This window comes from Streptomyces sp. B21-105 (genome assembly GCF_036898465.1).
Classification (GTDB): Bacteria; Actinomycetota; Actinomycetes; order Streptomycetales; family Streptomycetaceae; genus Streptomyces.
Map to the genome: position 1 here is coordinate 6,225,375 of NZ_JARUMJ010000001.1, position 20,121 is coordinate 6,245,495.

Here is a 20,121-nt window from a genome sequence, read left to right on the forward strand (position 1 = left end):
GTACCGGACGTAGGCGTCACTTGACAGAGCGTCACATCCGGCCCATGGAACACGAGTCAGGAATGCGAGCACCGGTGCAGAAGACGCGGCCTCGGCGTACAGGCAGGCAGACGGCCTCCGTGGGGGGCGCGGAGCGCACCCCCGTCGGCAAGGGCCGTCCGACCCATGTGCGCAACCGGCTGATCGTCGCGGTGGCCGTGGTGGCCGCCGCCATCGCCGGCGCCGGCGCCCCCTCGATCCTGGCCGCCTCCGGTCAGTTGAAGGACGCCCAGGACCTGGTCACCCTGGCCGAACAGACCCAGGACGCCCTCGCCCTCGCCCAGTCTCTGGCGGACGAGCGCGACGAAGTCACCGCCTATGTGGCGGCCGGCCGCGTGAAGTCCAGGGCCCCCTCCGTGCAGAGCCGCGCCCGGGTGGACCTGCAGGTGCGCGAGCTGACCGCCGAGGACGACGTCTCCGCCGCACTGCGCGCCGCCCTCGCCGCCGTCCCCTCCGCGCGGCAGTCGGCCCTCACCGGCAAGAGCACGGCGCTGCAGGCGCACCAGGACTACTCCCAGGCGATCGCCGCGCTCCATCTGCTCGTCGACCGGCTGGCGGAGGACATGCCACCGCGCGCGGGCTCCGGCGCGTACGCCCTCGCCGAACTCGACACCGCCGTCCAGCAGGCGTCCGCGACCCGCGGGCTGCTGCTCGCCGCGCTCAGCGTGCCCACCACCACCGAGACCGAATACGACCCCGTCACCGGCCGGTCGACCGACGAGAAGGTCTCCAGCGACGCCGACGCCAAGCAGCGCGACGCCCTCACCGCCGCCGCACAGCAGGCACGGCTGCGCTCCGACGCGGCCCTCGCCGACTTCCGCGAGGGCGCGCCCGAGGAGGTGCTGGCCTCCTACGACTCCACGGTGACCGGCGGCGACATCGACACCGCCGAGGCCTACCTCACGTCCCTCACCGACCAGCCCACGCTGAGCGACCGCGAACTCGACACCAACGTCAAGAAACTGGACGCCGCGCTCTCCGGCCGCGTCGACCTGATGCGCGGGGCCGAGGCCTCCCTGTACGGCCACCGCGCCGAGGACCTCGCCCAGTTGCGCGACGACGACGTCACCGGCCTGGAGATCCGCGTCGCCGTCCTCGGCGCGCTGATGCTGCTCGCCGTCGCCGTCGCCACGGGCATGGCACGCAGCCTCACCCGGCCGCTGTCCGTGCTGCGCCGCGGATCGGCGAGGCTCGCGGGGTCCGAGAACCCGGCGGCCGAGGAACCGGTCGCGTTCACCGGCCGCAACGACGAGTTCGCGCAGGTCGTGCGCTCCGTCAACGCCCTGCACGCGCACGCCGCGACCCTCCACGAGCGGGTCGCCACGCTGGAGTCCGACCGCAAGCACCTCGTCGGACAGCGCCAGCGGATGGCCGACGCCCGGGAGGAGCTGCGCACCGAACTCGATGACACGGCCGCCCGGTTGGACGGCCTGCGGGACAGCATCAGCGGCACCTTCGTCAACCTCGCCCTGCGCACCCTCGGCCTGGTGGAGCGCCAACTCGCCGTCATCGAGAGCCTGGAGGAGCGCGAGCAGGACCCCGACCGGCTGGCCACCCTCTTCAAGCTCGACCACTTCGCCACCGTCATGCGCCGGCACAGCGAGAACCTGCTGGTGCTGGCCGGCACCGAGCACGTCCAGCAGCACGCGGGCCCGATCCCGCTGGTGGACGTGGTCCGCGCCGCGGTCAGCGAGATCGAGCGCTACGAGCGCGTGCGGATCTCCGCGCTCCCGCCGCACGCGCACGTGGCGGGCTTCGCCGCGGACGACCTCTCGCACCTGCTGGCCGAGCTGATGGAGAACGCCACCTCGTTCTCCCCGCCGGACCTGCCGGTCGAGGTCTCCGGCTGGCTCCTGGAGAACGGCGACGTCATGCTCTCCGTCCAGGACGAGGGCATCGGGATCACGGACGACCGGCTGAGCCGCCTCAACGCCCGCCTCGCCGAGTTCGACCCCGAGACGCCGTACGACCAGGAGGGCGAGGACGGTCTCGGTCTCGGTCTGTACGTGGTGGCCCGGCTCGCCCACCGGCACGGGGTGCGGGTGCGGCTGCGCGAACAGAAGCAGGGCGGTGTGGCGGCCGTCGTCGTCCTGCCGGCCCCGCTGCTGGCCGCCGCACCGGCCGCCGCGATCCCGGCGGCCTCCCCGGCCTCGGCCGCCACCCACGCCTTCACCCTGCCCGGTGCGGACGCGGAGGCCAACTCCAACGTCCTGCACGGTCGTTCGCCCTCCCCGGACCCGCTGATCGCCCTGGCGGAGCGGGCGGTACGCGAGGCCCGGCCCCCGGCGGAGCAGACTCCCGAAGCCACGCCGACGCCCGAGCGCGAGCCGGCATCCGAGCCGGAGCCGGCGGCCGAGCCCGTGTCGGCGCACGAGCCGGAGCCGGCGCCGTATGCGACGCCCGCACCCACGTCGGCGCCCGCCGAGAGGCTCGCCGAGACGACGATGGAACTCCTGCTGCCGATCGCGCCGGACGCGCCGATCCCGTCGGACCCTCCGATGGCGCCGGACGCGCCGATCCCGTCGGACCCTCCGATGGCGCCGGACGCGCCGAACGCGCAGGAGGAGAGCGTCCGTCGGCGGGACGACGCCCCCGCACCCGCCGGGGAGGGCGCCCCCGCACCCGACGGGGAGCGCTCCGCCGGACCGACCGCGCGACCGGCGCCGTCCGCACCGTTCCTGCCCGGGGCCCGACCGGCACCCGGCACCACCCCCTACACCGCCGCCGACACCACCCCCGGCTCCGAAGCCGAAGCCGAGCACACCCGCACCGCCGACGCCCCGGAAGAGCTCGTCACCGACAAGGGCCTCCCGAAGCGCACGCCCAGGATCACCGCACCCGCGCACGCCCCGCGCCGGCGTACCGCCTCCGTCGACGCGGACGCCCTCCGCCGCCGTCTGGGCGGCTTCCGCCGGGGGGCGGAGGCCGGCTACCGCGACGTCGAAGCGGAGATCGCCGAACGAACGGGCCAGAACCGGGTTCCGTCACCTTCCGCTTCCGCGGAACGAAACGCACCGCACCCAGCAGCTCAAGAAGCACACGCACACGCCGAAGATGACACGGGGGGCACAGTCGAGGAGGCAAGCAGTTGACCGCGCCCAGTACCTTCGGACTGAGCAGTGAAGCCCGTAACCTGCACTGGCTGTTGAGCAACCTCGTGGAGGAGGTGCCCGGCATCCAGTCCGTCGCGGTCGTCTCCTCCGACGGCCTGCTGCTGCTCTCGTCGGACCCCGGCCGCAACGCCGCGGCCCGGCAGGCCAGGGAGACCCGGCCCACCGGACCCCGCGGGTCCGCGGCGGACCTCGCCACCATCGTCTCCGGGATCGGCAGCCTCACCCTGGGGGCCGCCAAGCTCATGGCGTTCGGCGGGGTGAAGCACACCATGGTCGCCATGGAGGAGGGCAGCCTCTTCGTCATGTCGATCAGCGACGGCTCGCTCCTCGGCGTGCACGGCTCCGCAGACTGCGACATGAGCGTGGTGTCGTACCACATGGCTCTCTTCGTGGGCCGCGCCGGACACGTGCTGACCCCGGAACTGCGCAGCGAACTACGGCAGTCCCTGGAGTCCGAGACGACCGGGAGCCTGCGATGAGCACGGACCCGCAGGACGTCGGGCACAACGGCAGGCAGGACGTCGGGCGAGACCTCGGGCAGGACGTCCGGCAGCAGCTCCCCGTCCGTGGCGGCGACCGCAAGCCCGCCCGCGTGCGTCCCTACTCGCTCACCGGCGGCCGCACCCGCTTCGGCCACGTCCTCCTCGTCGAGACGTTCGTGGCCGCTCTCGAGGCCCCCGAGGAACGGCGGGAGCTGACGGGAGGGTCGCTCAAGTCCACCGTCATGCCCGAGCTGCGGGCCATCGTCGAACTGTGCCGCCGGATGCGCACGGTGGCCGAGATCGCCGCGCTGCTGAGGATGCCGCTCGGCGTGGTCCGGGTGCTCCTCAGCGACCTCGCGGACCAGGGAAAGATCCGTGTGTACGGCACCGGTACCGCTCACGGTACGGGCCGTCCCGACCGCGCTCTGCTGGAAAGGGTGCTGAGTGGACTCCGTCGTCTCTGACGCCGCCACCTCCCGCGGCGTCACCCCCTTCGTCGAACCCGACGAACCCCTGCAGCCCTGGCAGACGGACCGCACCAGGGCCCCCGTCGCCACGAAGATAGTGGTCGCGGGCGGCTTCGGAGCGGGCAAGACCACCCTGGTCGGCACCGTCTCGGAGATCGAGCCCCTCCAGACGGAGGCGCTGATGACGCAGGCGAGCGAGGAGACCGACGACCTCACCGGCACCCCGGAGAAGCTCACCACCACGGTCGCCATGGACTACGGCCGGCTCACCCTCGACGACGACCTGGTGCTCTACCTGTTCGGCACGCCGGGCCAGCAGCGGTTCTGGTTCATGTGGGACGACCTGGTGCGCGGCGCGATAGGTGCGGTCGTGCTGGCCGACACCCGCCGGCTGAAGGACTGCTTCCCCGCGCTGGACTACTTCGAGAGCTGCGGACTGCCGTACGTGGTCGCCGTCAACCACTTCGACGGCAGCGACCTGTTCGAGCCGGCGGACGTGCGGGAGGCGCTGACGGTGCCCCCGCACATACCTGTCATGATCATGGATGCGCGGCGCCGGATCTCGGTGATCGAGACCCTCCTGGCCCTGGTGGGCCACGCGCTCGACGAAACCCCCGAGTAATCCTCGTTTAGGAGCCATCCCCGCATGCGGAAGATACTCGTCGTCGGAGCCGGCCAGTCCGGACTCCAGCTCGCCCTCGGCCTCCAGTCGCACGGGTACGAGGTCACCCTGATGTCGAACCGGACGGCGGACGAGATCCGCTCCGGCCGCGTCATGTCGACGCAGTGCATGTTCCACACGGCCCTGCAGCACGAGCGCGACCTCCAGCTGAACTTCTGGGAGCAGCAGGCCCCGAAGATCCAGGGCCTCGGCGTCTCGGTCGCCGCCCCGGGCTCGCACGACCCCGGCCCCACCCAGCGCGCGATCGACTGGCTGGGCCGGCTCGACGGTTTCGCCCAGTCCGTCGACCAGCGCGTGAAGATGGCCGGCTGGATGGAGACGTTCGCACAGCGCGGCGGCCAGCTGGTCATCCACGGCGCGGCGGTCTCCGACCTCGACTACTTCTCCCGCGCCTACGACCTCGTCCTGGTCTCCGCGGGCAAGGGCGAACTCGTCCAGATGTTCGGCCGGGACGCCGATCGCTCCCCCTACGCCGAGCCGCAGCGCGCCCTCGCCGTCGCCTACGTGCACGGCCTCGGCCCGCGCCCGGAGCACCCCGACACCGAGGCGGTCCGCTGCAACCTGGTGCCCGGCGTCGGCGAGCTGTTCGTCATGCCGACACTCACCACCTCCGGCCGCGCGGACATCCTGTTCTGGGAGGGCATACCCGGCGGCCCGCTGGACGTCTTCAACGGCGTCAAGGACCCCGCGGAGCACCTCTCCCTGATCCTGGAGCTCATGGAGAAGTTCACGCCGTGGGAGTACGCGCGGGCCACCAGGGTGGAGCTGACGGACGCGGGCGCCACGCTCGCCGGCCGTTACGCCCCCACGGTCCGCAACCCGATCGGCCGCCTCCCCGGCGGCGGCCTGGTGCTGGGCGTCGCGGACGTCGTCGTCGCCAACGACCCGATCACCGGCCAGGGTTCCAACTCGGCCGCCAAGTGCGCGGCTGCCTACCTCGCGTCGATCCTCGAGCGCGGGGACAAGGAGTTCGACGAGGAGTGGATGCGCGCCACCTTCGACCGGTACTGGGACACCGCGCAGCACGTCACCAAGTGGACCAACGCGATGCTGGCCCCGCCGCCGGAGCACGTCGTCGACATGCTGGGCGCGGCCGGGCAGCTGCCGCCCGTGGCTGATCGTTTCGCCAACGCCTTCAACGACCCGGCGGACTTCGAGAACTTCTTCTACGAGCCGGACAAGACGGCCGCCTACCTGGGTTCCGTCGCGGGGGTCTGAGCGGGCGCGGACGGTCCGGGTGGTGCCGGTGGTGCCGGTGGTGCCGGTGGTGCCGGTGGTGCGTCCGGGCGTACGGCTCCGAGGACCGGTTGAGCCGCGATCTCGGTGATCTTGACCTGCTCGCCGGTTCTCGGCGCCTGGACCACCTTGCCCTTGCCCAGGTACAGGGCCACATGGGTGGCCTCCGGGAAGTAGATCACCAGGTCGCCGGGGCGCAGCTTCGTCAGCGGGATCCTCGGCAGCCGCGCCCACTGCGCCTGGCTGGTGCGGGGGATCGGGGTCCCGGCGTGGTCCCAGGCCTCGGACGTCAGGCCCGAGCAGTCGTACGTCCTCGGGCCTTCCGCGCCCCACTCGTACGGCTTGCCGATCTGCCGCACGGCGTACCGGACGGCTTTCGCGCCCTCCTTCGAGGGCTTGTGGTCGTCCGTGCCGAGCGCACCGGACGCGATCAGCTGCTGCTGCGCCCTCGCGACGCCGTCGCGCTCCCGTTCGGCGAGGGCGGTGAGCTGCTCGGCGGTGAGGGAGGCCAGCAGCTTCTCGACGGCGGCCAGCCGGCGGCGGACGTCGTCGCGCTCCTTCTTCCTGCGCGCCGTCAGGGTGAGCTGTGCGTCGAGAGCGGCCCGCGCCCTGCGCGCCAGGCCGCCGGCCCGGCGCTCGCCGCTCGCCAGCCGACCGACCGTCACGGCCCGCTCGCGCGCCAACTGCCCGATCAGATGCCCCTGCTCGAGGGCGTGCTGCGGATCGCGGGCGAGCAGCAGCCGCAGGTACGGGGAGAGGCCGGTGCTGCTCTGGTACTGCTGGCGGGCCAGCCGGCCGGCCGCCCCCCGGCTGTCGTGCAGCGACAGCCGCGCCCGCACCAGGCCGGCGTCCAGCCGCCCGGTCTCGGCGCGCAGCCGCGCGAGCTGCTCCTCGGTGGCGTTGTACGCCTCGGTGGCCCGTTCGGCCTCACGGTACCGCTGCTGAAGCTCCGTCAGCAGTTCGGCGGCGGTCCGCTCGCCGCCGTCCTCCGCCTCTCCCGAGCCGCCTCCGCCGCCCGCGTTTGCGCCGCCCAGGACGTCGTCGTCCGTGCCCCCGTCGTCGGCGGCGGCGGTGTCCTGGGCCCCCGCGGCCGGGAGAGTGCTCCGGGACGGGAGCGCCGGCGCTGCCGCCGTCGGCCCTGTCGCCGTCGGTCCGCCCGGTTCCGGGGGTTCCTGCGCCGCGGCGCACACCGGGGCCAGTACGGGCTGTGCGGCGAGCGCCGCCGTGACGACCGTACAGGCCAGACGCAGCAGTCTTCCTGACACGCCATCACCTCCGCTGCGGGGTGGCCCCTCCATCCCGCAGGGCGAGCCTCGGACGGATCCGCGCGGTCCGCGCGCCGAGCGTGCGCGGTTCGGCGCAACGGTGTCACCCGTCGGCGTCGTCCCGCCGTCCGTCCGGCGTGGCGTCGGGCTTGGACCACGGCCACCGTGGTCGGCCGCTGTCCTTCCCCTCGGGGTCGAACGCGTACTTCCAGCCCTGCGGCAGTCCGAGCCGCTTGCTGTGGCCGCGGGGCACCCGCCGGTAGACCAGGACGGTGGGCGTGCGGCCGGCCGCGCCGGGGACGGGGATGCGGTACGTCTTCGGCGGGTGCCCGGTCGGGCCCAGCAGCACGGGCAGCACCCGGCCGTCCATGGGGCCGCCCTCGAAGGGGGTGTCTTCGCTCTTCACGTCACCAGTGTCGATCAGGTCTCCGCGGCCAGCGCACCCCGGACCAGCTCGTCGGTCTGCGGGTCCCGGGCGGCGGTCACCATGAGGACGGCGACGAACTGGTCGACCAGCCAGTCCCGCAGCTCGTCGGCGGGCGGCTGCTGGTCCTCGTCGAGCCAGATCAGCGACGCCGCCTCGACCGCGGTGATCCACATCCGCACGGTCATCCGCAGCCGCGGTCCGGGGGCGGCCACCCCCAGGTGGCTGTAGATGGCCTCGGCGGCGGCCCGGCGCACGCCGTCCACGATGGCTGTCGTCCGGGACGTCTCGACCACGCTGCCGCCCTGGAGCAGGGCGCTGAAGCCGGCGTCGTGCCGGCCGACGAAGGTGAGATAGCGGTCGAGGACGCGGGCGAGGCGGGGGAGGAGGGGACCGTCGTGGGGCTCGTCGAAGCAGTGGTGCAGCTCGTCGGCGGCGGAGCGCAGGGCGGCCTCGTAGAGCTGCTGCTTGCCGCCGGGGAAGTACCGGTAGACGAGCGGCCGGGAGACGCCGGCGGCCTCGGCCACGTCGTCCAGCGAGACGTCCTCGGGGACGCGGTGCGCGAACAGCGAGAGCGCGGCCTCCAGCAGCTGGCTGCGGCGCTCCTCGACGCTGAGGCGACGGTAGGCGGGGGCGGCGGGCGTCATGACGTGCAGCGTAATCCGTCGCCCCCGGGGTCGTGCCCACGACGGCAGTCCGGACGCCCGTCACAGCCGGCGTCCGGACCGTGCCTACGCCAGGAGTCCGTGCCTACGCCAGGAGCTCCCACCTACGCCAGCAGCCCGCGCTCGCGTCAGGAGGCCGCGCCTACGCCAGCAGTCCGGACGATCGCCACAGTCGGCGTCCGACGCCGCGCAGCACGCCGATGTCGTCCAGGAAGTCCGTCAGCCGCTTCGCGCCGGTCCGCATGATCTCCCGGCGGTGCCCGCTCGCCTGTACCTGCGCCATGGCCGCCCGCCGGTCCAGACCGACGTTCGTGTAGACCTCCGGATTCACGAAGGCCACCGAGAACACCCGGGCGAACTCACCCGACGTGACCCTGGTGAACTCCTGGGACCAGCGCGGGGCGGTCACCATCTGCCGGCGCAACTCCTCGCGGGCGTAGCGCACGTGCCGGGCCTCCTCCACCACGTGGATCCGGGTGACGCCCCGCACCAGCGGCTGTACCCGCTCGTCCGGGAAGGTCAGCCGCTGCATCCAGTCGAGGACCTCCTCGCCGAGCAGCGTCGCGGTGAAGGAGCCGGGGGTGGTGGAGACCGTCTTGAAGAGACGCCCCATGGCCTGGTGGGCGCGGCTCACCGGGTACCACGGCGTGTCGCCGCGCGAGATCAGCCGGGCGAACATCTTCGAGTGCCTGCACTCGTCCTCGATCTCGGTGAGCGCGTACCGCACGTGCGCGCTCGTCGCCGCCTTGTCGTAGATGTGCCGGACGAGCAGCTGCATGAGGATGATCTCGAACCAGATCCCCAGCGAGGCGAGCGCGGCGGCCTCGTGCTGGGACAGCAGGATCCGCTGCTCCTCGCCCATCCGCCGCCACAGCGGCGTGTCGTACAGCGACACGAGCTCCGGCGGCCAGAACCACTTGCCCTCCTCGAAGGGGGCGTCCCAGTCCAGCTCCTGGTCGGGGTCGAAGGAGTGCTTGGCGGAGGACGCGAGCAGCCGCTCGGCCACCTGTTCCCGGTCCTTGAGCAGGCCCAGCGCGTCCCGCAGCCCTTCCACCGCGTCGGCATCCGTGAGGGTCGTCATGGCTCTTATGAGACTGCCTGTCAGCAAGGCAGTCAATCCCTCGCGCGTCAACAATCCGTTCCGTGATCACTCGACGGGCGGGCGATCGGGCGTTCCGGCTGGGTAGGCTGATCGTGCCCGCCAGGCTCCACCGCATGGGAGTGACCATGAGCGCCGCACGCGAGTACGGGCTGGACGAGGACCACGAGTGGGCCCGTCCGCCTGAGGGCGGCTGGACGGCGGAGGATCTCGACAGGCTCCCGAACCTGCCTCCGCACACGGAGCTGATCGACGGGAGCCTGGTTTTCGTGAGTCCGCAGACGCGCTTTCACATGCGTACCCTGCGCCTGCTGGAGCGCACCCTGCTGGAGCAGGCGCCGGACAAGTTCGACATCGACCGCGAGTTCACCGTCAGGCTGGACAGACGCAACCGCCCGGAGCCCGACATCCTGGTGGTCCGGGCGGACGCCGACACCGGCCCCCTGCAGACCTGGCTCCACCCCGACGACGTCGTCCTCGCGGTGGAGATCGTTTCGGCGGACTCCGAGGAGCGCGACCGCAAGGTCAAGCCCCCCAAGTACGCGAGTGCGGGTATCCCTCACTACTGGCGTGTCGAGGAGAGCGACGGTCTGCCCGTGGTCCATGTCTACGAACTCGACCCCGCAACAGGCGCGTACGGGCTCACGGGCATCCACCACGACCTGCTCAAACTGACCGAGCCGTTCCCCCTCACCGTCGACCTCGCCGCTGTCGACCGCCGCCGATGACCGCCGACGAGCGGCCCGTCGTCGCATGCGGGTGCGCAACTCCGGCGCGGAGTTGCTCGAGCTCGTCCTCGAGCCGTACGGCAGCGATCACTGGGTGCGGCCCGGCGAGACCTTCGTGATCTGGACGATCGGGCGGCCCGGGGACGGGGTGTCCGAGGCGTTCGCAGGGGAACACGGGCCGGGGACGGTGACCGTGCACGCCGACGTGCTGCCCGCCTATGTCGGCGACGAGGACGGCAACGAGATCGACTGCGGTCACCACAGGCCGCAGCCCGCCGGCCCGTTCCGGCTCAATCTTCCCCAGCCGCTCCCCGCCCCTCCCGGCCCCTGCTGGACCGACCGGACGGGCTAGACCGAGCAGCCCAGGTCCTCCGGTAGCGCGAACGTCATCGGCTCCGCGCCCTGCGCCGGGAAGGACGTGCGCAGGCCGAAGGCGTACGGGGTCGGGCCGTTCGCGCGCAGATGGAGGAGGCGGGACTCGGCGTCCGCGACCGTCGGGCGTCGGCCCGCCGGCACCCACCACAGGGCCGTCATCGCCTCCGCCACCCGCTCGAACCACTCCCGCCTGCGCGAGAGCAGCTCACGGTGCTGCCCCTGGTACATGAACGTGGTCAGGGCGTCGAGGTCCCGCCACACCGTCATGTTGATGATCAGCCAGGAGTCCCCGAACACCTGGATGCCGGTCGCGTCGCCGCCGTCGGACTGGAGCCGCCACACATAGCCGTCCGCCGTCTCCGCGGCGGCGTTGACCGGGTCGAGAGCGTCCACGAAGTCCTTCAACTGCGGTGATTCCAGCGGGAACCTGAGGCGGGAGATGTTGACCTGGGCGAGTTCGAAAGCGGCGGTCTCGGTGACGTTCTCAGCTCTCGTGTCAGTCATGAGTGAACCGTAGGACGCCCCTGTGCGGCTCGGTACCCCCCCGTCTCACGGGTTGAGCACCGCCTCCATCACCGCCCGGGCGATCGGCGCCGCCATTCCGCCCCCGGTGATGTCCCCGCGGCGCGCCGACCCGTCCTCCACCACCACCGCGACCGCCACCCTCGGCTCCAGGCCCCGCAGGTCCTGCGCCCAGGAGACGAACCACGCGTAGGGGATCCCGGCGTTGCCGATGCCGTGCTGCGCGGTGCCCGTCTTGCCGCCGACGATCGCGCCCGGGATCGCCGCGTTCACCCCGGTGCCCTCCCGCACCACGTCCGTCATCAGCTCGCGCAGCCGCCGTGCCGTCGAGGGCAGCATCGCCTGACGCGACGGACGGGAGCCGGCGGTGGACACCGTGGCCCCGCCCCGGCGCGTCGTCCGCTCCACCAGGTACGGGGTGCGCACCTGACCGCCGTCGGCCACCGCCGCCGACACCATCGCCATCTGCAGCGGGGTCGCCCGCGTGTTGTACTGGCCGATCGAGGACAGCGCCAGCTGGGCCCGGTCGAGCGAGGTGTCGAAGGTGCTCGGCGCGACGGCGAACGGGATCCGCACGTCGAGGTCGTTGAAGCCGAACGCCTGCGCCGTCCGCGCCATCCGGGCCAGACCGGTGTCCACGCCGAGCTTCGCGAACACCGTGTTGCACGACCACTCGAAGGCGTCCCGCAGCGGAGCGTCCTCGCAGCCGTCGCCCTCGTTGGTCAGCCGCGTCCGCGTACCCGGCAGCCGGTAGGGGTCGGGGGAGTAGGTCGCCGCGTCCAGGTCGGTGATCACCCCCGCGTCCAGCGCCGCCGCCGCGGTGACCACCTTGAACGTCGACCCCGGCGGATACGTCTGCCGCACCGCCCGGTTGAGCATCGGCCGGTCCGGATCGCCGCCCAGCCGCGCCCAGGCCCGTTCCGCGCGGGCGTCGTTCCCGGACAGCACGGCCGGGTCGTACGACGGGCTCGACACCAGCGCCAGCACCCGGCCCGTCGACGGCTCCACCGCCGCCACCGCGCCCTTGCGCCCGTCCAGCCCCTCGAACGCGGCACGCTGGGCCCGCGGGTTCAGGGTGGTCACCACGTCGCCGCCGGACGGACGGCCGCGGGTGACGTCGTCCCACAGCGGGAACGAGGCGAGCAGCGGGTCCGAACCGGAGAGCACGCCGTCCCCGCTGTGCTCCAGGAACGTCGTCCCGTACACCTGCGAGGCGAAGCCCGTCACCGGCGCGTACAGCGGCCCGGCGCGGTACGTCCGTTCGTAGCGCAGCTGCTCGCCGGTGTCCCGGGAGCCGGTGACCGGCACCCCGCCGACCAGGATGTCGCCGCGCGGCTGGGCGTAACGGGCGATGGCCGCCCGCCGGTTGGCCGGGTTGCCGTTGTACGCCTCGGACCGGAGGACCTGGACGCGCGCGGCGTTGACCAGGAGCGCCGCCAGCAGCAGGGCGCAGAACGCGGCGGCGCGCCGGATGTGCCGGGTCACCCCGGCCTCCGCGAGATGCGGTCGGCGGCTCGGCCGGGCGCTTCGCCGCGCCCTTCGCCGAGGCCTTCGCCGAGGCCGTCGTCGCGCGCGTGGGAGCCCGCCGCGGGGTGCGCCTCAGTGCGCGCTTCGGGGCGCGCTTCGGGGTGCGCTTCGTTGTGCGTCTCGGGTCCCGCGCCTCCGTGCGTCTCGCGCCCCGGGGAGCCGCGCGTCTCGCGCCTCGCAGCACCGTGCGTCTCGCGCCCCGGGTCGCCGTGCGCCTTGGCGCGGGCCCCGTCGTACGGCCGTCGCGCCGAGTCGCTGACCCGGATCAGCAGCGCCACGATCGCCCAGTTGGTGACGACCGAGGAGCCGCCCTGCGCCAGGAACGGCATCGCCATGCCGGTCAGCGGGATCAGGCCGGTCACCCCGCCCGCGATCACGAACACCTGGAGCGCCACGATCGAGGCGAGGCCGGCCGCCAGCAGCCGTCCGAAGGGGTCGCGCAGCGACAGCCCGGCCCGAAAGCCGCGCTCCACCAGCAGCCCGTACAGCAGGAACAGCGCCGACAGCCCCGCGAGACCCAGCTCCTCGCCGGCCGTCGCCAGGATGAAGTCCGACTTCGCGGCGAAGCCGATGAGGACGGAGTGGCCGAGGCCGAGCCCGGTGCCGAGGATCCCGCCGGCCGCGAAGGAGAACAGCGACTGCGCGAGTTGGTTGGGGCCCTGACCGGCGTCGATGGAGGCGAACGGGTGCAACCAGTCCTCGACCCGGCTGTGCACGTGCGGTTCGAGACGGCCGACGGCGACCGCGCCGAGCGAGGCGAGCAGCAGGCCCACGGCGATCCAGCCGGTGCGGCCGGTGGCCACGTAGAGCATCACCACGAAGAGGCCGAAGAAGAGCAGGGAGGTGCCGAGGTCCCGTTCCAGCACCAGCACGCCGACGCTCAGCAGCCAGATCGCGACGATCGGGCCGAGCACGCGCCCGGTGGGCAGCTGCATGCGCGTGAAGCGCCAGATCCGCCTGCCCGCGTACGCCAACGCCGTGCGGTTGGCCGCCAGATACGCGGCGAAGAACACCGCCAGCAGCACCTTCGCGAACTCTCCGGGCTGGATGGAGAACCCGGCGATCCGGATCCAGATGCGCGCCCCGTTCACCGGGGGGAAGAGGACCGGGAGGGTGAGCAGGGCGAGCGCCGCGACCACGCACACGTACGCGTACCGCTGCAGCACGCGGTGGTCGCCCAGGGCGGTCACCACCACGATGAACAGCGCCACCCCGACCGTCGACCACACCAGTTGGGTGGGCGCGGCCCGGTCGCCGGGCGTCTCCAGGTCGAGCCGGTAGATCAGCACCAGGCCGATCCCGTTGAGCAGCACGGCGGTGGGCAGCAGCAGCGGGTCGGCGCACGGCGCGCGCCACCGCACCGCGAGATGCGCCAGCAGCGCGAGGACCCCGAGCCCGGCGCCGTAGCCGGCGGCGCCGGGCGGCACGGCGCCGAGCTTCGCCAGGCCGACCGCGCAGTAGCCGTACACCGAGAGCAGGACGGCCAGGACGATCAGGGCGAGTTCGACGCCACGGCGCCGGGGGAGGCCTGCCGTCGGAGCGGGCGCGTCGGCCGCCACCACGGTGGTCCCCGCTCCGACTCCGGTTTTCGTCATGTCCGGAACTTACCCAAATATGGCTCCTTGTGAGCCGTGTCGGGCGGTCGTGTCAGCACTGGCGCGGCGGCGCTCCGAGGGTCTCGATGTAGCGCGCCGAGCCCCAGGCCCAGGTGCCGTCCGTCAGGAGGTACCACTGCGTGTTGCCCTGGACGTCCTGACCCGAGGTCCGGCAGAAGATGGAGACGATGTCCCCGCGGTGGACCACCCAGATCACCTGACTCGCCCGGGTGGGCGCACTGCGCAGCAGCAGTTCGCTCGCGGTGACGCGCCCACGCGACCGGCGGCCCTCGTTCTGGGCGCCGGACTGGTTGCCGCCGGACTGCCACGGGTTGCCGCCGGACTGCCACGGGTTGCCGCCGGCCTGGTTGCTCCCGGCCTGGTTGCTTCCCGACTGGTTGCCGCCGGACTGCCACGGGTTGCCGTTCTGGTTTCCGGCCTGGTTTCCGCCGCCGGACTGCTGCCACTGATGGCCGTTCTGGTGGCCGCCCGACTGGTTGCCGGTCTGATTACCGCCCGACTGCCACTGGTTGCCGTTGTGGCTGCCGTTCTGGTTGCCCGACTGGTTGCTGTTCTGGTTGCCGCCGCCGCCCTCGGACTGCCAGTCGTTGCCGCCTCCGGACTGCCAGTCGTTGCTCCCTCCGGACTGCCAGTCGTCACCGCCGTCACCGCCACCGGGCCGCCAGTCGTCGCCGTCGCCGCGCTGGTTCTGCCGGCCGTTCGTTCCGCCCTGCTGGGCGTGGACGCCGTCCCCGCCGTCGGCGAGAGCGGGGGTGACCGCCGCGGAAGCGGCGAGGGCGCCGGCCGCGGTGACCATGGCGAGGCGGGCGAGAGTGGAGCGCAGGGGCATGGCGATACCTCCATGAAGAGGGTGAAGCTGACTTATCGCCAGACTAGGAGCGGTTCCTGCGGGCCGCCCGTCACGCTGCGCCATCGGGGATGTTGCTCGCCGCGGCCGGAGGCGTCTGAGGCAGTGTCAGAGTCGCCTTCGCGCCGCCGTCCGGCGCGTTGGCGAACGTCAGCCGCGCCCCCAGCACCTCCGCCTGTCCCACCGCGATCGTCAGACCGAGCCCGTGTCCCTTCGCGTCGCCTTCGGTGCGGAACCGCTGCGGCCCGTGGGTGACGAGGTACTCCGGATAGCCGTCCCCGTGGTCCCGCACGGTGACCACGGGCCCGTCCACCGTCAGCACGACCGGCGCCCGTCCGTGCCGGCGCGCGTTGGCCAGCAGATTCCCCAGCACCCGTTCGAGGCGCCGCCGGTCGGTCTCGACGCGCGCGTCCCGGACGACGGTGATCGCGATGCCGGTCGACGAGCCCCCGGAACCGCCCGAACCGCCGGAGCCCCCGGAACCGCCCGAACCGCCGGAGCTGCCCGAAGCGCCGGCGCCGCTCGAGCCGTCCGAGGCCTCCGCCGCCCGCACGACCCGCACCACCAGCGCGGTCAGATCCTCGGCGTCCACCTCCAGCCGCTCGCGTCGGGTGTCCAACCGGGAGATCTCCAGCAGGTCCTCGGTGAGTGTGCGCAACGCCGCCACCCGGTCGCGCACCAGCTCCGTCGGCCGTCCCGGCGGCAGCAGTTCGGCCGCCGCGTGCAGCCCGGTCAGCGGTGTCCGCAGCTCATGCGCGACGTCGGCGGTGAACCGCTGCTCGCTCAGCAGCTTCCCCTGCAGCGAGGACGCCATCGAGTCCAGGGCGACGGCGACCGTGCCCACCTCGTCCTGCGGCCGGCCCGGTTCCCGTGTGCGCGGGTCGTTCACGCGGGCGTCCAGATCGCCGGCGGTGATCCGCCGGGCCACCTGAGCCGTGGTGTGCAGCCGGCGCGTCACGCGGGTCACCGCGACCGCCCCGACCAGCAGCGTCGCGCCGATCGCCAGCGCCGACGACCACAGGATCGCGGTGTCCAGCGCCTCGATGGTGCGGGCGCTCTGCGAGTAGTCGACCGCGACCGCGAGGGCCCGGCCGCCGTCCACCGGGCCCGCCGCCCACATCGTGGGCCGCCCGTCACGGTCGGCGACCATGGTGCCGCGCTCCCCGGCCGCCGCCAACGTCCGCAACGAGACGGGCAGTCCCCGCGGGTCGACCCGCGCGCCCCAACCGAGCGTGTCCCCGGCCTCGAACGCCGCCGTCGCCTCCTTCAGCCTGGACAGCGCGAGGTCGCGGGCCTGGCCGACGGTCTGGTTCGTCACCGAGACGTGCACGAGCACGCCGAGCAGGGCGGCCAGCGCGCAGCACATCACGGTGATGAAGACGGCCGCCTTCACGGCGAGCGTGCCGGCCCACGAGGGCACCCCCAGCCTCACCGGCCGCTCGCGAGGGAGGAGGCGGAGGGCGAGTGGGACCCCGGCCGGACGCGGGCGCCGACGAGGCCGTGGGGGAGGCCGTCAAAGAGGTCGTGGCTTCCGGAGCGGGGACGGAGGAGGGGGAGGGGGAGGCGGACGACCGCGGCGTGTGCTTGCGGCCGTCGGTGCGCAGCATCTCGTCGTGGGTGAGCAGCATGGCCTGCTGCTGCTGGTCCCAGGTCCACTGCAGGCGGTACTCGTACCCGGCGACCTCCGAGGGGGCGCGGATGATCACGGAACGGGCGGCCAGCTCGACCCCGCTCACCGCGTCCTCGTAGCCCATGATCTGCACCAGCCGGTTCTTGCGGACGGTGTAGACGCGGACCGCCGTGAGGTTCCCGGGCAGCTGCCGGAAGCCCAGCGTCATGTCGTCATGACCGTCTCCGGTGAGGTCGCGGTAGTACGCCTTGAGGACGGGGCACCTGGCCGCCTGCGCGCCGCTCTTGCCGCAGTCCGCCATCCGGCGGGCCGTCTCCTCGTACTCTCCCGCACCGTAGGCGGCCGGATTCTGGGCGATCTCCCGGCGGACCACCGCGACCGGGTTCACCGCCCGGATGTCACCGTGGGGCACGGTGACGCCCTTCACCACCTGGGTGTCCACCTCGCCGATGTCGAAGGCGGGACGGGAGGCGGGCGTCAGATCCGGCCAGAGCCGGTCCGGACTGATCGCCGTCGGTGTGGCGCCGGCCCCCTTCAGTTCCCCGGCGTCCCCGCAGCCCACGACGACCGAGCCCAGCAGGACGACGGCGACGACGGCGAGCACGACGACCCTGGCGCGGCGTCGCAACCCGCCGGAGTGTCCGGGACCGCCGAGGCCGCTGGGATCCCCGAGGCCGGTGGGGCCGGTGGGACGACTGTGGGACACGGGACTCCTGTGACTCCTCTGACACGACCGGTGGTGACGATGCCGACGACCGGCATTGATACCGGTCCCGCACACCCCGCACACCCCCCACACCTTAATTCGTAAGGAAGTCCGTTTTGCGTACCAGCAGACCGGAAGGGCGAGCCGGTGCCTACATACTCATGACTCGTTGCCGAGCGGATGCCGACTTGATGTCGACGTGGCGCCGATCTGTGTCGAGGCGCCGACCTCGGGCGAAACGATTACTCGGCCAACTCCTCGAGCAGTCGGGCGGTCGGCAGCCCCGCGCGCAGATACTCCACGAACAGCTCGTTGTGCAGGGCCCACGGCGAGCGCCGTGACCGTATCAGCCGGATCGCGTCGTCGGCCGAGCGCCCCCGGCGCACCAGCGCGTGGGCGACGACCAGCCCCGAGCGGTTGTAGCCGCTGTAACAGCGCACGAGGACCCTCCGTCCCTCGTCCAGCGCGTCGGTCGCGGCCTGCGCCAGCCGGATCACCCCGGCGAGCTGGGTGCCGTCCAGCGGCCCGTCGGGAATCGCCCACACATGGTGCTCCACACCGGGCCCGGGTCCATGCTCCGGCCTGGCCCTGGTCAGCGTCTGGACGAGATCGAACTCGTCCCGCACCACGGCCGGCTCCCACGCTCCGGAACGCCCTCGGAACCCATGGCCGCCCATCCACAGTCCGGGCACGATCTCGCTCCACGGACGATCCGGTTCCGGTACGTCGGGCCGCTTCCTGCGAGTCCGCAACGGCGCCTCCCCAAACGCGCTGCCTACGCTCTGCCCGACTCACTCCGCGGGTAACCGCCTTCTTGCCCCGGAGCGTCGCTCCTGTTCCCATGGTCGTGGGGTGATGGTGCATGAACGGACTGCGCGTCATACCGACCTGGCGGCATGGCCGGGAGCGGCTCTACGTCTGTCTCGCGGACGGCAGGAACATCGCCTGGTACGACCGTGAGACGGCCAGGATCAACCTGATCGGCGACGACCGCAGGGAGGACGTCCTGGAGGTGCTCGGCCCCTTCGTCACCGGCCCGGTCACGGTCGGCCCGCCGCCGGTCCCCACGCCCGCCGAACTGGCCCGGCTCTCCCTTCCCCCGGACGACGACCTGGCCCCGAACCGCCCCGGCGAGGCCCTCCTGGTCGACCTGGACCGCGACCCGGGCCCCGCCCACCGGCTGCGCACCGACCCCCGCCGGCGCTCCCTCGCGGCCGAGCAGACGGTCGGCGAGGCACTGGACCGGCTCGAGGGCGCGGGCTGGCACACGCTGCACTCCCTCCCCCTCCCGGGCGGTGGCCGGCTCCACCATCTGGCCATCGGCCCGGCGGGCCTGTTCGCCGTCCGCACGCTGTACGCCCGGAAGCAGCGGGTGCGGATCGCCTACCCGGTGGTCGGACTGGGGCGCCGGGACCCGGCGCCCCTGCTGCGCGGGGTCAGGGTCGAAGCCGACCGCGCGTCCTACGCGCTCACGGCCGAGGTCCGTCCGGTGCTCGCGCTGGTGGGCCCGACGGACGTCGCCTTCACCGGCCCCCCGCGCGAGGTCCGGGTCCTGACCGACGCCGACCTCCCCGACCTGGCCCGCCTGGACGAAGTCCTCAAACCGGCAGACGTGGAGGCCCTCCACGCGATGGCAAGAGACCGCAGAACCTGGTCAGAACCCTGACACCCCCACATCCCCACCCCTACGGCCCCTACGGCCCCTACGGCCCCTACGGCCCCTACGGCCCCTACGGCCCCTACGGCCCCTACGGCCCCACCCCTCACGGCACCGCCCCCGCTCGCCCCTCCTCGAACAACGCCCCCGACAGATCCCCCAGATCCCGCACCCGCGCAGCGACATCCGCCGCGAAGAACGTGAGCGCCCCCGCCGACCGGCACCCCTCCACCTCCTCCCAGGTGACCGGCGCGGACACCGTCGGCTCCGCCCGCGCCCGCAGCGTGTACGGCGCGGCCGTCGTCTTGCGCGCCGCGTTCTGACTCCAGTCCACGAACACCTTCCCCGGCCGCAGACTCCGCGTCATGCGATGCAGCACCAGCCGCGGAGCGGCCTGCTCCGCCTCCACGGCCAGCCGCTTGGCGTACTCCGTGACCCGCTCGGACGACGCCCCCCGCACCGCCGCCAGGAGATGCAGCCCCTTGGACCCGGAGGTCTTCGGATACGCCTCGATCCCGTCCTCCGCCAGCCGCTCCCGCAGCCACAGGGCGACCTCGCAGCATTCGACGACGGTGGCGGGCGTGCCGGGGTCGAGGTCGAAGACGAGCCGGTCGGCGGTCTCCGGCTCCTGGATCACCCACTGGGGCGTATGGAACTCGGTGACGAGATTCGCCGCCCACACCAGGCTCGGCAGGTCCTGCACGACCACCATCCGGGCCGGCCCCTCCGACCGCGGCACCTCGGCGGTGGTGACCCAGTCGGGCGTCCCGGGCGGCACGTTCTTGGCGAAGAAGACCTGGCCGCCGGGCCCGTCCGGGTAGCGCAGGAAGGACAGCGGCCGGTCGCGCAGATGGGGGAGCAGGACGTCGGCCACGGTCGCGTAGTAGTGCAGCACCTCGCCCTTGGTGAAGCCGGTCGCCGGGTACAGCACCTTCCCCAGGTTGCTGAGCGCGAGCCGCCTGCCCTCCACCTCGGTGATCGGCGTCATACGATGAGAATCACACAATATGGCTGATAACACCTCACCTCATCCCCTCACCT

The 20,121-nt window shown here is 72.8% G+C and carries 19 protein-coding genes and 1 pseudogene; 8 read left to right on the top strand and 12 right to left on the bottom strand.

What is annotated here, in order from left to right; translation table 11 throughout:
* Positions 1-74: 74 nt before the first annotated feature.
* From QA802_RS28235 to QA802_RS28255, 5 genes are read left to right on the top strand one after another with little or no spacing between them, the layout of a single operon-like run.
* Entirely contained in the window at positions 75-3,131 is a 3,057-nt protein-coding gene (locus QA802_RS28235; protein WP_334528237.1) for a sensor histidine kinase, read from the top strand.
* The gene (locus tag QA802_RS28240) at positions 3,128-3,631 is read left to right on the top strand and encodes a roadblock/LC7 domain-containing protein (RefSeq protein WP_334528240.1); all 504 of its coding nucleotides are present in this window, start codon (positions 3,128-3,130) and stop codon (positions 3,629-3,631) included. The genes QA802_RS28235 and QA802_RS28240 overlap by 4 nt, the downstream gene beginning before the upstream one ends.
* Positions 3,628-4,098 carry a DUF742 domain-containing protein gene (locus QA802_RS28245; RefSeq protein ID WP_334528243.1) on the top strand — a complete coding sequence of 157 codons (471 nt, stop codon included), beginning with the start codon at positions 3,628-3,630 and terminating at the stop codon, positions 4,096-4,098. The genes QA802_RS28240 and QA802_RS28245 overlap by 4 nt, the downstream gene beginning before the upstream one ends.
* Positions 4,079-4,723 (top strand): GTP-binding protein, encoded by a 645-nt coding sequence (locus tag QA802_RS28250; RefSeq protein WP_334528246.1) that lies wholly within the window; start codon positions 4,079-4,081, stop codon positions 4,721-4,723. The genes QA802_RS28245 and QA802_RS28250 overlap by 20 nt, the downstream gene beginning before the upstream one ends.
* Positions 4,724-4,747: 24 nt before the next feature.
* Positions 4,748-6,001, top strand: coding sequence for a styrene monooxygenase/indole monooxygenase family protein (locus QA802_RS28255; protein WP_334528249.1), 1,254 nt, complete (start codon positions 4,748-4,750; stop codon positions 5,999-6,001).
* Here QA802_RS28255 and QA802_RS28260 read toward each other — a convergent pair.
* From QA802_RS28260 to QA802_RS28275, 4 genes are all read right to left on the bottom strand, one after another.
* On the bottom strand, positions 5,974-7,284 hold the full coding sequence (locus QA802_RS28260; RefSeq protein WP_334528252.1) for a C40 family peptidase: 1,311 nt from the start codon (positions 7,282-7,284) through the stop codon (positions 5,974-5,976). The two genes, QA802_RS28255 and QA802_RS28260, sit on opposite strands and share 28 nt — an antisense overlap.
* A 103-nt stretch (positions 7,285-7,387) precedes the next feature.
* On the bottom strand, positions 7,388-7,690 hold the full coding sequence (locus QA802_RS28265; protein WP_334528255.1) for a DUF8847 domain-containing protein: 303 nt from the start codon (positions 7,688-7,690) through the stop codon (positions 7,388-7,390).
* A gap of 14 nt (positions 7,691-7,704) precedes the next feature.
* Positions 7,705-8,355, bottom strand: a complete 651-nt coding sequence (locus QA802_RS28270) for a TetR/AcrR family transcriptional regulator (RefSeq protein WP_319171209.1) — start codon at positions 8,353-8,355, stop codon at positions 7,705-7,707.
* A gap of 160 nt (positions 8,356-8,515) precedes the next feature.
* Positions 8,516-9,454, bottom strand: coding sequence for an AurF N-oxygenase family protein (locus QA802_RS28275; RefSeq protein ID WP_334528259.1), 939 nt, complete (start codon positions 9,452-9,454; stop codon positions 8,516-8,518).
* Positions 9,455-9,600: 146 nt separating this feature from the next.
* On the opposite strand from QA802_RS28275, the gene QA802_RS28280 reads away from it, so the two are divergent.
* Both QA802_RS28280 and QA802_RS28285 read left to right on the top strand, forming a co-directional pair.
* A complete protein-coding gene (locus QA802_RS28280; RefSeq protein ID WP_334528262.1) occupies positions 9,601-10,200 on the top strand; it encodes a Uma2 family endonuclease in 600 nt (199 codons plus the stop codon).
* A gap of 25 nt (positions 10,201-10,225) precedes the next feature.
* Positions 10,226-10,552: a hypothetical protein gene (locus QA802_RS28285; RefSeq protein WP_334528265.1), complete on the top strand. Its 327-nt coding sequence runs from the start codon at positions 10,226-10,228 to the stop codon at positions 10,550-10,552.
* On the opposite strand, the gene QA802_RS28290 is transcribed toward QA802_RS28285, so the two are convergent.
* From QA802_RS28290 to QA802_RS28320, 7 genes and pseudogenes are all read right to left on the bottom strand, one after another.
* Complete coding sequence (locus QA802_RS28290) at positions 10,549-11,079, bottom strand: DUF3291 domain-containing protein (RefSeq protein WP_334528268.1); 531 nt, start codon at positions 11,077-11,079, stop codon at positions 10,549-10,551. The two genes, QA802_RS28285 and QA802_RS28290, sit on opposite strands and share 4 nt — an antisense overlap.
* 45 nt (positions 11,080-11,124) lie before the next feature.
* Complete coding sequence (locus tag QA802_RS28295; protein WP_334528271.1) at positions 11,125-12,582, bottom strand: peptidoglycan D,D-transpeptidase FtsI family protein; 1,458 nt, start codon at positions 12,580-12,582, stop codon at positions 11,125-11,127.
* On the bottom strand, positions 12,579-14,219 hold the full coding sequence (locus QA802_RS28300; protein ID WP_334528274.1) for an FtsW/RodA/SpoVE family cell cycle protein: 1,641 nt from the start codon (positions 14,217-14,219) through the stop codon (positions 12,579-12,581). The genes QA802_RS28295 and QA802_RS28300 overlap by 4 nt, the downstream gene beginning before the upstream one ends.
* 52 nt (positions 14,220-14,271) lie before the next feature.
* Positions 14,272-15,069: a dermokine domain-containing protein gene (locus tag QA802_RS28305; RefSeq protein WP_334528277.1), complete on the bottom strand. Its 798-nt coding sequence runs from the start codon at positions 15,067-15,069 to the stop codon at positions 14,272-14,274.
* A 70-nt stretch (positions 15,070-15,139) separates the two neighbouring features.
* Positions 15,140-16,519, bottom strand: a complete 1,380-nt coding sequence (locus QA802_RS28310) for an ATP-binding protein (protein ID WP_334528280.1) — start codon at positions 16,517-16,519, stop codon at positions 15,140-15,142.
* A gap of 55 nt (positions 16,520-16,574) precedes the next feature.
* Positions 16,575-17,345: pseudogene (locus QA802_RS28315) on the bottom strand (hypothetical protein); the annotation flags it as partial.
* 320 nt (positions 17,346-17,665) lie between these two features.
* A complete protein-coding gene (locus QA802_RS28320; RefSeq protein ID WP_334528283.1) occupies positions 17,666-18,175 on the bottom strand; it encodes a protein-tyrosine phosphatase family protein in 510 nt (169 codons plus the stop codon).
* Between the two features lie 110 nt (positions 18,176-18,285).
* Here QA802_RS28320 and QA802_RS28325 point away from each other — a divergent pair, with 110 nt between their 5' ends.
* A complete protein-coding gene (locus tag QA802_RS28325) occupies positions 18,286-19,089 on the top strand; it encodes a nuclease-related domain-containing protein (RefSeq protein ID WP_334528286.1) in 804 nt (267 codons plus the stop codon).
* Positions 19,090-19,186: 97 nt separating this feature from the next.
* Here QA802_RS28325 and ligD read toward each other — a convergent pair whose 3' ends face one another.
* On the bottom strand, positions 19,187-20,068 hold the full coding sequence (ligD, locus tag QA802_RS28330; RefSeq protein WP_334528289.1) for a non-homologous end-joining DNA ligase: 882 nt from the start codon (positions 20,066-20,068) through the stop codon (positions 19,187-19,189).
* Positions 20,069-20,121: the final 53 nt, after the last annotated feature.

Coding starts and splice junctions, on each gene's coding strand:
- QA802_RS28280 (WP_334528262.1), top strand. CDS start 9,601: ATGAGCGCCGCACGCGAGTACGGGCTGGACGAGGACCACGAGTGGGCC.
- QA802_RS28245 (WP_334528243.1), top strand. CDS start 3,628: ATGAGCACGGACCCGCAGGACGTCGGGCACAACGGCAGGCAGGACGTC.
- QA802_RS28285 (WP_334528265.1), top strand. CDS start 10,226: ATGCGGGTGCGCAACTCCGGCGCGGAGTTGCTCGAGCTCGTCCTCGAG.
- QA802_RS28325 (WP_334528286.1), top strand. CDS start 18,286: ATGAACGGACTGCGCGTCATACCGACCTGGCGGCATGGCCGGGAGCGG.
- QA802_RS28275 (WP_334528259.1), bottom strand. CDS start 9,454: ATGACGACCCTCACGGATGCCGACGCGGTGGAAGGGCTGCGGGACGCG.
- QA802_RS28305 (WP_334528277.1), bottom strand. CDS start 15,069: ATGCCCCTGCGCTCCACTCTCGCCCGCCTCGCCATGGTCACCGCGGCC.
- QA802_RS28255 (WP_334528249.1), top strand. CDS start 4,748: ATGCGGAAGATACTCGTCGTCGGAGCCGGCCAGTCCGGACTCCAGCTC.
- QA802_RS28270 (WP_319171209.1), bottom strand. CDS start 8,355: ATGACGCCCGCCGCCCCCGCCTACCGTCGCCTCAGCGTCGAGGAGCGC.
- ligD (WP_334528289.1), bottom strand. CDS start 20,068: ATGACGCCGATCACCGAGGTGGAGGGCAGGCGGCTCGCGCTCAGCAAC.
- QA802_RS28300 (WP_334528274.1), bottom strand. CDS start 14,219: ATGACGAAAACCGGAGTCGGAGCGGGGACCACCGTGGTGGCGGCCGAC.
- QA802_RS28290 (WP_334528268.1), bottom strand. CDS start 11,079: ATGACTGACACGAGAGCTGAGAACGTCACCGAGACCGCCGCTTTCGAA.